Below are 16,223 nucleotides of genomic sequence, written 5' to 3'. Positions count from 1 at the left end.
TCCACCTTCGTTGCATGGACCGCACCGCATGAGCATCAACCTCAAGACCCTGATCGGAAAGCTCGACGACACCTGCCGGCAGGCCGCCGAACGCGCGGCGAATCTGTGCATGCAGCGTGGCCATTACGAGGTGGACCTGGAGCACCTGTTCCTCGCGCTGCTCGAGCAGCCGCGCTGCGATTTCGCGCTGATCACCCAGCGCAGCGGCATCTCGCCGGACGGGCTGCGCGGCGATCTGGAAAACGAGATCGCGCGCTTCCGCAACGGCAACACGCGCACGCCGGTGTTCTCCCCGCACCTGCCGACGCTGTTCGAGCACGCCTGGCTGATTGCCTCGCTCGACTCGCAGACCACGCGCATCCGCAGCGGTCATCTGCTGCTCGCGCTGCTCACCGAGCCGGCGCTGTCGCAGCTTGCGTTCCGCGGCTCGGGCCGGTTCTCGCAGATCAAGCGCGAGGAGCTCAAGCACGACTTCGCGCGGCTGACGGCGGGGTCCCAGGAAGACAGCCAAGGCGTGCGCTTTGCCGACGCCGGGCCGAACGCCGGCGACGATGAGCTCGGCACGGACGTCGACGCCGGCGTCCCGGCGAACGGGCTGTCGAAAACGCCCGCGCTCGATCAGTTCACGACCAACCTGACCCAGCGTGCGCGCGACGGCAAGCTCGATCCGGTGGTCGGCCGCGAAGGCGAAATCCGCCAGGTGGTCGACATCCTGCTGCGCCGCCGCCAGAACAACCCGATCCTCACCGGCGAGGCTGGCGTCGGCAAGACCGCAGTGGTCGAAGGCCTCGCGCTTCGCATCGCGGCGAACGACGTGCCCGACGTGCTGCAGGGCGTGGAGCTGCACGTGCTCGACATGGGCCTGCTGCAGGCCGGTGCGAGCGTCAAGGGCGAGTTCGAGAACCGCCTCAAGAACGTCATCGACGAGGTCAAAAAGAGCCCGCACCCGATCGTGCTGTTCATCGACGAGGCGCACACGATGATCGGCGCCGGCGGTCAAGCGGGGCAGAACGACGCCGCGAACCTGCTCAAGCCGGCGCTCGCGCGCGGCGAGTTGCGGACCATCGCGGCGACGACCTGGGGCGAGTACAAGAAGTACTTCGAAAAGGACGCCGCGCTTGCGCGGCGCTTCCAGGTCGTCAAGGTCGAAGAGCCCAGCGAGGCGATCGCGGCGGCGATGCTGCGCGGGCTCGTGCCGCTGATGGAGCGGCACTTCGGCATCCGGGTGATGGACGAGGCGATCACCGAAGCGGTGCGGCTGTCGCATCGCTACATCAGCGGCCGCCAGCTGCCCGACAAGGCCGTCAGCGTGCTCGACACCGCGTGCGCGAAAGTCGCGCTCGGCCAGAGCGCGACGCCGGCGATCATCGAGGACACGCGCAAGTTCCTCGAGCGCCTCGACGCCGAGCTCGGCGCACTCGAGCGCGAACGCGCCGCCGGCTCGTCGCATGAAACGCGCCTCGCCGAGCTCGTGCAGCAACGCGCGGACGCCCAGCGCGTCCTGGCCGACAACGAGGCCCGCCTCAAGCAGGAGACGGAGCTCGCGCAGCGCATCCAAGCGCTTCGCACGCAGCTCGAGTCCGAGCCCACGCGTGCCGATGCGTCGGTCGACGCCGCGGCAGACGAGGGCGAAGTCGCGGTCGCCACACGCAGCCGCGCCAAGAGTGCGAAGGCCAAGTCCGCACCGGTCGACTCGCGCCAGGTGGAGTTACACGTGCTGCTCGCCGAACTTCGCGCGCTGCAGGGCGAAACGCCGATGGTGCCGCTGCAGGTCGACGGCGCCGTCGTCGCCGAGATCGTCAGCGCCTGGACCGGCGTGCCGCTGGGGCGCATGGTCAAGGACGAGATCCGCGTGGTGCGCAGCCTCGCGTCCATGCTCGCCGAACGGGTGATCGGCCAGGACCACGCGCTCGAAGCCGTCGCCCAGCGCGTGCGCACCGCATCGGCGAAGCTCGAAGACCCGAACAAGCCGCGCGGCGTGTTCCTGTTCGCCGGCCCGTCCGGCGTCGGCAAGACCGAAACCGCGCTCGCACTCGCCGACATCCTCTACGGCGGCGAGCGCAAGCTCATCACGATCAACATGAGCGAGTACCAGGAAGCGCACAGCGTGTCCGGGCTCAAGGGTTCGCCCCCGGGGTATGTCGGCTACGGCGAGGGCGGCGTGCTGACTGAAGCCGTGCGCCGCAACCCGTACAGCGTGGTGCTGCTCGATGAAGTCGAAAAAGCCCATCCGGACGTGCTGGAAATGTTCTTCCAGGTGTTCGACAAGGGCGTGATGGACGACGCCGAAGGCCGAGAAATTGACTTCCGCAACACGCTGATCATCCTGACGAGCAACGTCGGTTCCTCGCAGATCATGCAGGCCTGCCTCAACAAGCCGGCCGACGAACTGCCGAAGGCCGACGAGCTCGCCGATGCGCTGCGCCCGGTGCTCATGAAGCACTTCAAGCCCGCGTTCCTCGGCCGGCTGAAAGTGGTGCCGTATTACCCGATCTCGGACGACGTGCTTGCGCGGATCATCGCGCTGAAGCTGCGCCGCATTGGCGATCGCGTCCAGTCGAACCACAAGGCCGTGTTCGAGTGGGACGAGCGTCTGGTCGACGCCGTGCTCGCGCGGTGCACGGAAGTCGACTCGGGCGCCCGCAACGTCGACCACATCCTCGGCGGCACGCTGCTGCCGGAGATCGCCGAGACAGTGCTGGCGCGCATGGCCGAAGGCGATGCGATCGAGCGCATCAAGGTCTCCGCCGACAAGAAAGGCGCGTTCAAGTACAAGGTGCAGTAAGTACTTTCACGCGCGTGCGGGCGAGCGTGCGGCGGTATGATCGTCGCCGGTCGCGTTTGCCGAAGGCGTCGCGACCGACCGCCTTCGCACGGACTGTCGAGGGCGTCGCCGCAGCCGGTGTGCGGCCACGCGCAGGATAAGGAGATCGATGCAATGGATGCCCTCGCCACATTGTTCGGCCCGATGGTCGGTGCCCCGCGACAGGACGACCGCCTGCTGCGGCTGCACACGCCGCTCGGGCCGGACGTGCTGGTCGCCGAGACGCTCGACGGCGTGGAGTCGCTCGATGCGAGCGGCTACCGGCTGGCCCTGACCGCGCTGTCGGTCGATGCACACCTCGACCTGGCCGAGCTGCTCGGCCAGCCGGTGCTGCTCGAACTGCTGACCGCCGAGTCGATGTCGGCGCGGCGCCCGTTCCACGGACACGTCACCGCATTCGAGCGCCTGGGCAGCAACGGCGGCCTCGCGCGCTACAGGCTCACCGTCGACCCCTGGCTGTGCTTCCTGCGCCAGCGCCTGGACAGCTACGTGTTCCAGGACATGAGCGTGGTCGAGATCGTCGAGTCGGTATTTGCCGACTACGCGGACCAGGGCCGGCTCGTGCCTGCCTGGCGCTGGGACCTCAAGGACCCGGCCGTCTACCGCAAGCGCAGCCTGACCACGCAGTACGAAGAAACCGACTTCGCGTTTATCGAGCGCCTGCTCGCCGAGGAAGGCATCCACTGCCACTTCGAACACAGCGGCGACGCGACCGGCGAAACCCTCGGCGCGCACACGCTGGTGCTGGCCGACCACAACGACGCGTTTGCCGACATCGGCCCGATCCGCTTCCACCGCGCCGACGTGACCGAGCGTGAGGACAGCATCCAGCACTGGCGCAGCACGCGGCGCTGGCAGACCACGCGCCTGGCACGCGCAAGCTGGGACTACCGCAGCCTGGACCTGCGCCCGGCGGCGGCCGAAGGCGCGCAGCACGGCGACGTAATCACCGAAGACGTCGACATTGCCGGTCCCTACGCCTGGCCCGATCGCGAGACCGGCGAGCGCTACGCGCGCCAGCACCTCGAAGCGCTGCAGGTGGCCAGCGCGACGATCGACGGCGAAGGCCGCTGGCGCCGGCTGCGGCCGGGCGCGCGTTTCGAGCTGACGCAGCACGATCACTACCGCGACTCGGCCGAGGCCACGTTCCACTGCCTGCGCGTGCACCACCGCGCGCGCAACAACCTCGGCGCGCGCATCCTCGACGAGGTCGAGCGCGCGCTCGGCCGTGCCGACCTCGCATCACCGCCGCTGCCTGTGCCACTGTCGGGGCTGTCGCCGATCCACCGCGACGCCGGCGGCGCCGTGGACCGCGAACTGGCCGACGGCGATGCCGACGCAGGCTTCTATCTCAACCGCTTCGACGCCCTACCCGCTGCCGTGCCGTACCGGCCGCGCACGGTCGACGGCGACGGCCTGCGCCTGCACCCGAAGCCGCGCGTGCACGGCACGCAGACCGCGATCGTCGTCACCGACGGCGCGCCGCTGCACACCGACCGCGACCACCGCATCAAGGTGCAGTTCCCGTGGCAGCGCGGTGCCGATGCCTCGCATCGCCTCGACCACCCGGGCGGCGAGAACAACGCCCCCGGCAGCGGCGCGGCCTGGACCTGGGTGCGCGTCGCCGGCCCGTGGGCGGGCGACAACTGGGGCAGCGTGCTGCTGCCGCGCGCCGGCCAGGAAGTGCTGGTGGCGTTCCTCGAAGGCGACATCGACCGCCCCGTCGTCATCGGCGCGCTCTACAACGGCCGCGGCCAGGACGACGCCGCGCACAACCGCATCGCAGGCGGCAGCGCCGGCGCCACCGGCAACGCACCGGCCTGGTTCGACGGCAACGGGCATTGGTCCGTGTTCACCGGCTTCAAGACCCAGCAGCTGGCCGCCAGCGGCCACGGCAGCGGCGGCTACCAGCAACTGCGCCTCGACGACACACCCGGCCAAGGCCGCGTGCAGGCCGGCACTACGCAGCACGACAGCACGCTGACGCTAGGCCACCTCAAGGGCGGGCAGGACAACGTCCGCGGCCGCGAGCGCGGATTCGGTGCCGAACTGGCCACCCATGCCGGCGGTGCGGTGCGTGCCGGAGCTGGTCTCTTGCTCACCACCGAGCAGGGGCGGTCGCAACTCGCCGCGACTGACGCCGAACTCCAGCTCGCCCGCACCGAACAGCAGCTGCAGAGCCTCGCCGAATCAGCGCGCAACCAGGCTGCCGGCCTGCCCGACGAGGCCGCGGAGCTGCCGGCCGGCGTCGCCCTCAAGACCTCACTGGACACGATCGCGGTCACCCAGAGCGGCAGCGCCCCCGGCAACGGCATCGGCGGCGGCGCCGGCGAAGTGCCCGGCTGGTCCGCACCGATCCTCGTCGCAAGTGGCGCAGCGGGCCTGACCGTCGCGACGCCGGCCGACCAGGTCTGGGTGTCGGGCACGCAGACCGTCCTCGGCGCGGACACCGATTTCATCTGGACCAGCCAAGGCGAGACCGTCATCAACGTGGCCGGCGGCATCGGCCTCTACACCCACGGCGCCAAGCCGCCGGCGGGGAAGCCAAACGCCGAGACCGGCATCGCCCTGCACGCCGCCCAAGGCAACCTCAGTGTCCGAGCCCACGCCGACCTCGCCCGCGCCGCGGCACTGACGAGCGTGACGATTGCGAGCACGCGGGCCGACGTCAGCATTGCTGCGCCGAGCAAGCACCTGCTGGCAACGGCAGCGGGCGCTTATCTGAAACTCGAGGGCGGGAACATCGAGCTTGGCGCGCCCGGGGCAATCAAGTTCAAGGCGAGCAAAAAAGAACTGACCGCTGCTAAGAGCTCGCACTCAAAAGCGCCTGCGCTGCCCCGCTCGGATTGGAGCAGGCTGAACAGCCTGCGTTTCGCACTGGAAGGCAGCGACGAGCTCGCTGAAGCAATGGGCTGGGTTGGAAAGCCGTTCAAGGTTCTGGACGAACAAGGAGACGTCCTTGCTGGCGGCGTGGTAGGCAAGGACGGTCGACTTCCGCGGGTGACCTCCAATCGCGCTGAGAGCATTTGCCTCGTCGTGGGCGAGCCGGGTTGGAATCTGATCGAGGTCCAGGGGGGCGGTCAGGAGCAGAGCTCGGAGACACCTCAAGAATCCGAGCTCGACGAAATTGACCCAAATGACCCATATGCCGCACAGCTAGCGGATAACGACGATGCTTTGCCGACCGATCTGGTTAGAACTCTCATAGAGGCGGACAACACGTGATCAACGCTATGCATAGATCCTTCGCGCTGGCGCTAGCATCCATGCTCGCCCTCACCCCCGCGCAGGCTCAGCAATACCCGGGGGGAAGCCACGCTATCGCCGGGCCGCAAGGGACGCTGGTGATCAACTCGGGCTTTGTCAACAACCTCAACGTCCATACGTTCCAGGTCTATAGCTTCCTCTTCAAGCCGAAGTCGAAAACCGGGAGCTGGCACCAGATCCCCGTTCTGGAGGGCGATGACACCAACAACCTTAAGTTCGTCATCACCACCGCAAACACGGCCGATTTTCTTCTGCGCGACGCCAAGGTGTCCGTATCCGGCCAAAAGATGCTGCTCCACGTCGCCCAAAAGAAGTACAAAGACACGCCGTATGATGACGACGCAACCGTCGAGGTGCGTCGCTATGAGCTGCAGCAATCACCCGACGAGCAGCGCTGGATATTCCGCCTGACGTCCGTGCGCGACGCCGGAACAAAGGCAACTGTAGAGCAGGCGCTGCACCTCATCCCGACACCGCCCCGCGCGGGAACGACGAGGCCGAAGTAGACCCAAAAGGTAGCGGGTGATCTGCCATGAAAAAATTTATCAAAGCCGTCTTCCACCAGGACATTCGCACCATAGAATTCATGGCTGAGAATGGTGACCGAATGCTGCGCTCAGGTGGAACGCTGGCATGGCTTTTCAACAATCCGGGCAACCTCCGACCCAAAAAGAATTCCATCTATCCCGGACAGATCGGTATAGGCGAAACCAAGTACGGAAAGCTTTGTGTCTTCTCATCCGTGGAGGCAGGCCGGTCGGAAAAACGGGCGCTGCTCCGTCGAAAGTACAATCCGATGACCTTGCGCAAGGCGATCTATACCTACGCGCCCCCGAACGATAATAATGATTCCGAAGCGTACCTGTCGTTTGTAAAAAGAAAGACAGGACTAAGCGACACCGTCGTACTCGAAGATCTCTCCGACGCCCAGCTCGATTCACTGATGGCGGCGATGGAACAGATGGAAGGTTTCGACGCCAAGAAAGAAACCCGGAAAGAAAAGTGGGTGTGTGCGACAGTCGTCACCTTTTCCGACGGTGCCCGGCCACTACCCAATCAACCCGTTGTGATCAAACGGGGAGCCTCGACCGTGGAAGCGACGACCGATGCCTACGGTCGCCTACCACCTCTCGTGACGCTTACTGCGGGGGAGCTCGTTACCCTGTTGGTCAGAAAGGGTAGCGAATCACTCGAACAGATTGGAGAGTTCCTGCTTCCGGCGCGATCGCAGTCGCTCGTCTTTCTTCGCTCGAGTGAAGAGCACGCAGGCACACTCGCCGGCCACAATCCCCGCCCGTCAAACCGCCGAACAAAACCCAAGCCGGTACGTTATGTGATCCAGCCCGGCGACACGATGGCCAGGATAGCGGAACGTTTTCGTGTAGATGCGAAAGAGCTTGCCGCAGCAAACAAGGATACAGTTCGAAACCCAAATCGCATATTTCCGGGTCAAGTGCTTTGGATTCACGACGGCCCCGCTCCTCAGTCGGCGCAGCCACAACAATTAGCCAGTGTTCGCAAGCTGGCACCGGCGGCGAGAAGCAAAGAAAACACGGGACACCCGCTGGCAATCGTACCCCTCAGGTCAAAGCGCGCACCTTGGATGGAAATCGCCATTGCAGAGCTGAAGCGATGGGGCGGAATTAAGGAGGTAGTGATTGATGACTCCATCAACTACCACAAGGAGATTGGGCTCCAGTTCAGATCCTTGTCTACCGCATGGTGCGCCTCTTTCGTGAATTATTGCTTGAAGTCCTCAGGATTCAGGCACTCCGGCAGTGCAGGTTCTCAATCCTTTAGGACGTCCCAAAACTTTTACCGATTGGCTGCGCCCGTTTACGGCGCGCTGGTGGTGTACAGCAATCCAGCGAAGCCCGGCCAGGGGCATGTCGCATTCGTTTACTGCAAATTAAAGGGAGGCGACCTTGCAGTGCTCGGGGGCAACCAAGGCGACAGCATTACATTCAATCCGCACAAGAGCGTCTATATCCAGAAGCTAAAGTACAAGCTTGAGGGTTACTTTGTCCCGATTGCGTATAGGGAATATGCGGAGCAGCAGCTGGCCCAAGGGGGCGACCTTGGGGACGCGACCCTTACGCTGGCATCCCTGCGGTCGGAATTCGGCAAAACCACTACAAGCACGCAAGCAGACCAAAACACGAGGTGATGGAGTGAATCGGTTACTAGCGGTTTCGATAGCAGGTCTTCTGCTGTGGCTTGAAGCAGCATGTGCTCAGTCTTCAGTGCCTGTAAGAATTGGCGGCAGCCCCGAGGTTGACGCCTGCACTGCGGTCGCCCAAGTGACCGGACTGAAGGCCCATGGAGATGGGTTCTTGGCTGTGCGAACTGGTCCCGGAACGTCCTTCCCGATGATCGACAAGCTACATAACGGGCAGCTTCTTTTCGTTTGCGACTCGTCCCAGCGTGGCGCTTGGATGGGTGTTGTGTACGCCCCGGGTGATGACGATTGTGGCGTCACTTCGCCGATCTCAAAGGAGCGAACCTACACCGGACCGTGCAAGGTGGGCTGGGTCAGTTCCGCTTGGGTTGAAGTAATCGCTGGCTAGGTCGAAGCGTGAAATCGGCGCGTGCCACGTGAATGGCGATATGCGTCTAATTCGCGCCATGTAGGACCGTGATGCCAGTATCAAACTGAGAAATCTTGGCGACTTGGAAAGGCGCATGAAGACGCTTGTTAGTTGGCTAGCCTTGCCAGTCTTTGCCTTTCAGTTGAGCTCGTGCACGCGAGCTTCGCAATCGGTCGAAGCGGCTTCGATACCTACCCGATCACCTTCTTCAACGACGCAGGAGATCCGTCAGCCGGCTGTCGCTGTTGTAAGGATGGATGGCGCCACGCTGCGGGAACCAGCTGGTTTTTGCGAGTTGCTACTCGATGTGCTGGCCTCGTGCGCGACGCAGCTGCGCTGCGATGAAGATTTGACTATGTACCTACCGGGCGCAACGCGGGGCGGCCTGATCGCGGCTGAACGCCACGCTGCATTTTCCGAAGCGAACTTTCACCGCTACTGCCAGCAGGCTTGCAAAGCGCAGACGGCTAAAGTGGACGAAAAAGCTTTTGCCCAGGATGTCTGCATTGTTGCCCGGGTCGCCGCGGGTCCCGGTGACGAACAGGCGGGCGTCCCAGACCCCGCGGTCGTAGCGTTTGCGGTGAGAGACACGTTACGGGTTAGCGAAGAAGGCTTACCACTAGAGGAAGTGCGGCAGGCGCTCGGCGCACCGGAAGAAAACTCAGCAACCCCATTCGAATGCGGCAGCGCTTTTTCCGAAGGCGACATCCGCGAGTTTCGCTACCCCGATCTGGTGCTGGAGACCGATGGCAGTAGGGCAGTTGTGCGGAGTATGGTCGTAAGCGACCGCAACCAATTGGTCCTGTCGAGCGGGGAGAAAGTCGGACAGGTCAATGAAGACCAGTTCCAGCGCCTGTTTGGCGAGCGTGCCGAGCGCGTCGGAGAGTTTTACCGCATCGGTGCAAGCGGCGATGGCAACTGGGAAACCGCTTACGACTTCTACTTTGAGAATGGCCGACTGGCGCACATCGCCTACTGGATTGGGTGCTGATCCTGCGGCCTCGAACCCATCAATCCAAGAGATTGCGGCCGCAGAGAGGTCAACCAGTCGTAGACGCAGCAGTCACCGCCGTGTGCCGCACGGCCGCAGCCGCTGGCCACTTGGCCTCTACCTCCTACTTCACCGCGCGCCGCGCCGAGCACGCTTCCGTCGACCTCGCTCTAGCTGTCTTAAGCAGCGCGCATAGCGATATGTCACCTGGGCACTTGGCTCGTCGGGCTCAAGCCGTGCCGAACCAACGCGTGGCCAAGATGCCAGCATCATCCCGAGCGCTGCGGGCGCGCCGACAGCCACGGCCAGTCGATATCGCCGTCGAGACAAAACGACCAGCACCTCTTGGTGGATACGCGGTAGGAACTGCGCGCCGAGGCCCGGGCCTGCGTAGCGCTAGGCCACGCGCAGCCCGTACTGTCGGGGCCTTACTGCTGCTGGTCATGGACTGGAAATGGAAGCGCAGGCGGATGCGGCCGCGAGCCGGCGTGCACACGGTGAGTTAGTAGCAGCACACACACGGCGTTCTGCCGTGCTCAGGACTTGGGTGCGAGCACCTTGCGGATGCGATAGAGGTCGTACTCATTTGTATCGATCAGCCGGGTTCCCGACATCAGAAAGTGCGCCTGAGAGTCATGGACGTAGTTTTCCAGCACGTACTCGACGGCCGCGGGCAGCATTCGTTCGGTAACCGGATGCACTGGCTTTCCGAAAAGTGCTCCGTGCCCCTTTCCTTGCAGCGTTCGAGCCTTCTGTGATACAGCTGATGACATTGCCACAAGCTCCTTTCGACGCTCTGCCGCCTGTTTGTCAGGTGCACGCCAGTATCGACTGAACTTGCCACCTGTGTCCTCTGCAGCAAGCCCCGAGTCCACCCATTTCCAGAACCACTTCATGTGCGAAGCAAACACCTCGGGTAGCGCGCCTGACGGCTTGTCAATGTGAGACATGTAGTTGTCGAAGATTTCCTTGGCATTTTTAGACAACACGAAGGAATGGCGGAGCTTGAGTTCCCATTCGTCCCCCGTTGAGATCATCTCGGCGACGGACAGCATCTTGAGTCCGGCCGCACGGGCGTGATCGAGCATCTGCAGCAGCGCAATTCGATTGATGGCGTTGATTCGCGCCTGCTGATTGGCCGCATAACCACCACCAATGTCGGCATGCGCACCCGGGTACACAACGGTGGACCATCCGGCCCGGCTGCGGCCAAGGTCCGTTAGCGAAAATGATGGACGCAGCTCGTGGGCGGCCACGACGTGAAGCAGCTTCTCGACATACTGCGGAATACTGGTGGGGATGACATCGGATGCGTTGTTCTGCGTGCCCACGCCGATCGACTCCACGGTATCGTACAGACCAAGGAACTTGAAGTTGAGCGGAATGCCGTCGTATTTAAGTTTTCCGCCGCTTTTGGAAACTTTGCTGTGCGCTTCGACCCAGTGCACGAACGCCCGCGCGGTGGTCGCACCGCGTGAAAAGCCAAAAGCAGCGACGTTGATTTCATCAACGCGCTGGCGCCGCCGAATGCCCTCAATGTAGTCCTCGAACTCGAACAACGCCTTCTCAAGACGCTTGTCGATGTTTCGGCCCATGGATTGGTTGAATGTGTTCTCCTCTTCCACGTGGCCTTTCAGCTCAACTACTCCCATGTGTGGGTTGTAGAGCCGCTCATAACGATCCTCGAACTCAAAATCAGTTCCGCAGCCTTCGTAGTAGAACGGGCGAACTCCTCGCTCCAAATAGAACTGGTGCGCTTGAAATAGAGCTACGACGTTAGTGTGCCGTACTGGGAAATCCCGCTCCTTATGGTTATCAGTACCATCGAAAAAGAAGCTGATCCACAACGCGATGTTGCAGGTCTGACAGGCAGGAGGCGCTGGCTTCTGTCGAGTCTTTTGGCGGGATCGCCGCACCATGTTCTCAACGGCGCGGACTCGCGGCATGATTGCGCTCGCACTCATCTGGAGATCTCCGAATAGTCGACATTCGTCTCCGGGCCTAGATCCCACATGTGCGGATTCTCGATCACGTAGTTCTGTATGCCGAGCGCATTAAGCTGACTTTTCAGTAGATCCATCCTCGGAAAAGGGAGGCTTGACGAGATCGAGAGCTGTACCGTTCGCCCGGGCAGCACGTGAATCGCGAGGTAGTGACCGTATCCGTCCGGCGGCCAAGGCTGCTCGATCGGCGCATCGACAATGTAGTCCCCATCGATATATTGAATAGTGACGCGCGCTGTCTTTGCGCCTTTCTCGATCTTGACGCAGCAAATTGAACCGCCACCCGTGACGCCGCCCGGTTCGACTTCACTCAAAACAGGGCCTGCCCATTTGCCGTTTACCAGCACGTGGCCGAATGCCTGTTCTCCATAGTTGTACGCAATTGCTGTTAAGCTTTTCTGCTTGGGCTCACGCGAGCAGCCCACGCTGGCCCACAGCACCCCTGCGACGGCCAAGGCTCTAATGGCCCACTTCCAGTCGGTGAAGTCGATCAAAATCAAATTCCCTGCTCATTGGTTTCGTTTTGGCCGGTCGTGCGGCCCGGCGCTTACCGGCACTCTGACTTCACATTTGGTGGCCTTCGAGCTCGAGCGCCTGCTGCCATTGCTCCCATTCTTCCGAATCGATTTCGTCGACTTCGTCGCCAAACGAAGCGTGCTTGGCCTGGCTGCGTGCGAGGGCTTCAGCAATCGGTCCGGAGCGATCGAAGGAGTCGGGCAACTGCAGGCTCAGGACGACGAACAGAGCAATGTCCTCATCGGTTCGCAGTCCGTGTCCACGGGCACGATCAGACCGTTGCCGTATCAAAGTCCATTGCGCGCACTTCGTTTTATCGGCGAGCAAGGTCGAGTCGACCTCGTTGGCTTGGAGAATGACAGTCCCCGGATGCAAGGCAGCGGACAGCGATTCCAGCTGGCGAGCATCCAGGCGCAATTCGCTATCGGACCGGGTTCGCAATTCATGGGGCGTCCTGGCTGCAATGTGCAGGGTCCCACATGGGTCCGTGACGGCCCACCGGCTTGCCGGGCCCAGCAACGAAACAAGTTGGTCGCCGCGTAGCAGGGGCAGCAGGTTCGAAAGCACCAGCGGGTCCTGGAATCGAAACAGCAGCCGTCCGCCGTCGGGCTGCGTCTGGCGGCCCAGCCGTTGTAGGTGCGTGGCCAATGAATCGACCTGATTGAGCGCAACGCAAATCACTGCGAGGTCGCGCCCTTCCTGCATGGCAGCGCCAATGGCAAAGAGGTTTGCGGCCAACAGCGGCACGAGTCGAGGCCCGGTCCTTCGGAACTCGGCCGAGAAGGCGCTGTAGAGGTTGATCCCGTTCACAAGCGTCTGCTCGGCCAGGCCGAGTGCTTGCGCGACGTCAGCCTCGGATTCGGCGTGATCCAAGCTAACGATCGCGTATAACGCATGATCGTCCGGGCAATCGGCGGTCAATCGCGCGAGCAGATCGGAGTGCGACGTCGGCACGTACCGTTCGAGGGCTACGCGGGCTCTTGCACTCATCACTCGGGCACCTTCACGAATGCGCTGTTGGCTTCAGCTGCAGCCTTCATGCAAGGCGCGTTGAGGCTGGATTCCGGCCATTTGACAAATTGCCGGTTGAGGCTGGTTGGCCCAACAAATGACTTCTTCGCCGCATGCACCGTGAGGTTGCCGGGGCAGGCCACGGTGATGTTCCCACCCTCGATCGTGATGCTCGCCCCGCCCGAGGTCGCCAGGTGCACAGTCTTGCCGGCCGCCAGCTCGACCTCGGCATGCGCGCTGACGATCTTCAGCTCGTCGCGTGCCTGCAACTTGAGCACGTCGTGCTGCGCTTCGAACTCGAGCTTGCCTTCGGCGGTGACAAGCGCGAGTGCGACCGGGTTGGCTTCGCCTTCGATCGCATGCGCGAGCCAACCGATGGCCTGGCCGCTGTGGATGCGCAGGTCGCCGGCGATTGCGGCGTTGCTGGCTTGACCGCTCATGAGGGTCAGGGTTTCGCCGACCGCCCATTGCAGGCTCTGGCCGGCGACCAGGCCGATACCGGCCGGCGCGGCGAGGCCGAGCAGTGCATCGCCGGTGTGCGGCACGCGGTCGGGGCCGGCTGAGGCCCGGCGGTTGCGTGCATCGCCGAGCGCGGTGTCGAGTGCGCTTGCGTCGACGGTGGTCTTCGCGCTCTTGAGCAGCGCCTGCAGCGGGGCATGGTCGTCGATGAGCGCGGACTGGCCGGCTTTGCGCACGCCCTCGTGCGCGGCGAGCTTGACGGTGCGGTGCGTGCCTGCGGCCTGCGACAGGGTCTTGGCGGCTTCGCTCGCCTGCTTGAGCAGCGCGGCCGGGCCCAGGTGCTCGCCCGCGGGGGCGTCGGCCGGGGCGTCGTAGGCGCTGATCCAAAGGCCGCGCTCGCCGCGGATCGCGCCCCAGGCGTCGGTGCGCAGCTCGAAGCCTTCGCCGCGGAAGCTGCCGCGGTAATTGTCGGCCTGGTGGATCAGGTGGCCGAGCGTGAGCTGGGTGGCGGCGTGCGTGGTCGCTAGCTGCAGGCGCAGCTGGCCGTCGCTGTCGTCGAACACGAGGCGGCTGTGGCCGCTGCCGCCGAACTCCTTGGATTGCACGCCGAGCATCGCGGCGGCGTTGCGGTGGCCGTCGGCGTCCGGGCTCATGCCATGCCAGACCGGGGCGTGTCCGCCGCGCAGGTTGGCCTGCGCGCTGGGCTGGTGGTCGCCGGCCTGCGCATAGGCTGACAGGTCGGACTCGGCCGCCGCGCCGCCCGGCGTCGCGGGGATGCCGGCATCGCCCTGCCCGTTGTAGAGCGCGCCGACGATGACCGGGCGGTCGATGTCGCCGTCGAGAAAGCCGACCAGCACTTCCTGCCCGATGCGTGGCAGGAACTGCGCGCCGACACCCGGGCCCGCGTAGCGCTGGGCGACGCGCAGCCAGGTGCTGTCGGGGGCTTCGTCGCCACCGGCCACGGACTGGAAGTGGAAGCGCACGCGGATGCGGCCGAACGCGTCGCTGTGCAGCTCGTGCGCACCCTGCGGCGCGGTGCTGCTGTCGGGGCCGACCACGATCGCGCTCTGGTAGCCGGGCGCGGTCGGCCGCGGATTGACGCGCGCGCCCGTGCCGTCGAGCAGCGTCGGCCGCCACGGCTGCGTGCGCGGCAGCGCGGTGAACGCGTTCGCGTAGCCCTGTGCCTGCGCCTGCGTGAGCACTGCCTGCCAGAGTGTCGGGGTGATGCCTGCGCCTCTGGGCGGCGGTGCGTCGCCGAGCACCGCGGCGATCGCGTCGCGCACGGCGCGCGGCAGGTCATTGACGCCGGCGTGTTGCACGGTGACGAGCAGCGCCTCCTCGGGCGGTTGTTCGCCGTCGGACGGGGCGCCGTGCAGGGCGAACCACGTGCCGGACCGGAACGTGCGTACGCTGCCACGACCCAGCCAGACTTCGCGCTGCGCTTCGCGCGCCTGCGCGAGCAGGTTGCCGTAGCGCTCGGCTTCGGTGTGGTCGGCGAACGCGTAGGCGCCGGCGGGGTCGTAGACCTCGCGCGCAGCGCCGGTGTCGGTCGCGTCGAGTGGCACGCTGATGCCGAGCGCTTGCACGGATTTGTAGTCGTGGCTTAGCAGCGTGAGCACGCTGGACTCGAGCCGGCGTGTCGCGCCGAACGCCTGCACGCTGTCGGACGACTCGGTCGCGTCGGCGCGGTGGAAGCGGATGCCGCCATCGGCTTCGGCGCTCGCATCCTGCGGGCCCTCGCCGCTGTCGGCGAACAGCACGATGCGGTGGCCGCCGACGGACTCATCGTCTTCTTCAATCCGCCAGCCGAGCCCTTCTTCGGCGAGCAGGCGGCTGACGAACGCAAGGTCGGTCTCGCGGTACTGCACGCAGTAGCTGCGCGGGCGGGCCTGCTGCAGGAACGGGCCGAGCTCGTCGCTGCAGCGCCATGCGGCGAGCGCACCGTACGCGGCAAACACCGACTCGACGATCTGCTGGACGGTGCGGTCCTGGAACACGCGCGAGTGGCGGCCCTGGCCGAGCAACCACGTCCACGGCACGAGGCAGAGGCGATAGCGCGCGAGGCTGCCGTCGCTGCCCAGGCACGCGGCCTCGCGCACGAGGCCGCTGCGGCTTGCGCGGGTGCCGTCGGCGAGCCGGGTCCACAGCCGCGCGGATTGCCCGAGATAGTCATCGAGCGACAGGTGTGCGTCGACCGACAGCGCGTCCACCCACCACTCGAAACCGCCGTCCGGCGCGCCGGGCGCCAGCGCCTCGCGGCCCTGCCAGCGTTCGACGACGAGCGTGTCCGACGCGTCCGCCAGATCGAGGCGGTAAAGACGATCGCCCGCGCGGTACCGGGCCAGCGCGGTCTGCAGTTCGCGCAGTGCATCCAACGAGCTCACGCCTGTTCCTCCATGAAAAAGCGGGGTCCCGTGGCGCAACGCCGCGGGCCCGGGCGACCGACCTGGGTTCCATGAGGCTTCGTGTTTCGAAGCCCGGCCATCGCACTTGCGCAAGTTACCAGAACTCGTCGGGCGGGTGCCGCGCCGGGTGAGCTTGTGCCGTCGCACGTCAGTCGTTGC

At 64.7% G+C, this 16,223-nt stretch carries 9 protein-coding genes and 1 pseudogene; 5 read left to right on the top strand and 5 right to left on the bottom strand.

Annotation, left to right across the window (positions count from 1 at the left end):
* Positions 1 to 28 precede the first annotated feature (28 nt).
* The 5 genes from tssH to IE075_RS10070 all read left to right on the top strand — a co-directional run bounded on the left by tssH (position 29) and on the right by IE075_RS10070 (position 9,670).
* Complete coding sequence (gene tssH / locus IE075_RS10090) at positions 29 to 2,785, top strand: type VI secretion system ATPase TssH (protein WP_189456100.1); 2,757 nt, start codon at positions 29 to 31, stop codon at positions 2,783 to 2,785.
* Between the two features lie 153 nt (positions 2,786 to 2,938).
* Complete coding sequence (locus IE075_RS10085; protein ID WP_189456098.1) at positions 2,939 to 6,049, top strand: type VI secretion system Vgr family protein; 3,111 nt, start codon at positions 2,939 to 2,941, stop codon at positions 6,047 to 6,049.
* Between the two features lie 41 nt (positions 6,050 to 6,090).
* Positions 6,091 to 6,597: a hypothetical protein gene (locus IE075_RS10080; RefSeq protein WP_189456095.1), complete on the top strand. Its 507-nt coding sequence runs from the start codon at positions 6,091 to 6,093 to the stop codon at positions 6,595 to 6,597.
* 26 nt (positions 6,598 to 6,623) lie between these two features.
* A complete protein-coding gene (locus tag IE075_RS10075; RefSeq protein ID WP_189456093.1) occupies positions 6,624 to 8,258 on the top strand; it encodes a TIGR02594 family protein in 1,635 nt (544 codons plus the stop codon).
* 515 nt (positions 8,259 to 8,773) lie between these two features.
* The gene (locus tag IE075_RS10070) at positions 8,774 to 9,670 is read left to right on the top strand and encodes a hypothetical protein (RefSeq protein ID WP_189456092.1); all 897 of its coding nucleotides are present in this window, start codon (positions 8,774 to 8,776) and stop codon (positions 9,668 to 9,670) included.
* A 302-nt stretch (positions 9,671 to 9,972) separates the two neighbouring features.
* Here IE075_RS10070 and IE075_RS15995 read toward each other — a convergent pair.
* The 5 genes and pseudogenes from IE075_RS15995 to IE075_RS10050 all read right to left on the bottom strand — a co-directional run.
* Positions 9,973 to 10,154, bottom strand: a pseudogene (locus IE075_RS15995) (phage baseplate assembly protein V); the annotation flags it as partial.
* A 52-nt stretch (positions 10,155 to 10,206) separates the two neighbouring features.
* Positions 10,207 to 11,634, bottom strand: a complete 1,428-nt coding sequence (locus tag IE075_RS10065; RefSeq protein ID WP_189456090.1) for a phospholipase effector Tle1 domain-containing protein — start codon at positions 11,632 to 11,634, stop codon at positions 10,207 to 10,209.
* Positions 11,631 to 12,173 carry a DUF3304 domain-containing protein gene (locus IE075_RS10060; protein WP_189456088.1) on the bottom strand — a complete coding sequence of 181 codons (543 nt, stop codon included), beginning with the start codon at positions 12,171 to 12,173 and terminating at the stop codon, positions 11,631 to 11,633. Before IE075_RS10060 ends, IE075_RS10065 begins: the two co-directional genes overlap by 4 nt.
* Positions 12,174 to 12,237: 64 nt before the next feature.
* Positions 12,238 to 13,143 (bottom strand): DUF4123 domain-containing protein, encoded by a 906-nt coding sequence (locus tag IE075_RS10055; protein WP_189456086.1) that lies wholly within the window; start codon positions 13,141 to 13,143, stop codon positions 12,238 to 12,240.
* Between the two features lie 35 nt (positions 13,144 to 13,178).
* Entirely contained in the window at positions 13,179 to 16,034 is a 2,856-nt protein-coding gene (locus IE075_RS10050) for a type VI secretion system Vgr family protein (RefSeq protein ID WP_229792482.1), read from the bottom strand.
* Positions 16,035 to 16,223 lie beyond the last annotated feature (189 nt).

Origin of the sequence: Cognatilysobacter bugurensis (genome assembly GCF_014652095.1) — a bacterium.
GTDB lineage: Bacteria > Pseudomonadota > Gammaproteobacteria > Xanthomonadales > Xanthomonadaceae > Cognatilysobacter > Cognatilysobacter bugurensis.
Note: the sequence above shows the minus strand (reverse complement) of the source record. Positions and strands in the feature narration are given on the sequence as shown.

Bases quoted from the DNA above. Each gene is read 5' to 3' on its own strand.
- tssH (WP_189456100.1), top strand. From the start codon at position 29: ATGAGCATCAACCTCAAGACCCTGATCGGAAAGCTCGACGACACCTGC.
- IE075_RS10080 (WP_189456095.1), top strand. From the start codon at position 6,091: ATGCTCGCCCTCACCCCCGCGCAGGCTCAGCAATACCCGGGGGGAAGC.
- IE075_RS10075 (WP_189456093.1), top strand. From the start codon at position 6,624: ATGAAAAAATTTATCAAAGCCGTCTTCCACCAGGACATTCGCACCATA.
- IE075_RS10070 (WP_189456092.1), top strand. From the start codon at position 8,774: ATGAAGACGCTTGTTAGTTGGCTAGCCTTGCCAGTCTTTGCCTTTCAG.
- IE075_RS10065 (WP_189456090.1), bottom strand. From the start codon at position 11,634: ATGAGTGCGAGCGCAATCATGCCGCGAGTCCGCGCCGTTGAGAACATG.
- IE075_RS10085 (WP_189456098.1), top strand. From the start codon at position 2,939: ATGGATGCCCTCGCCACATTGTTCGGCCCGATGGTCGGTGCCCCGCGA.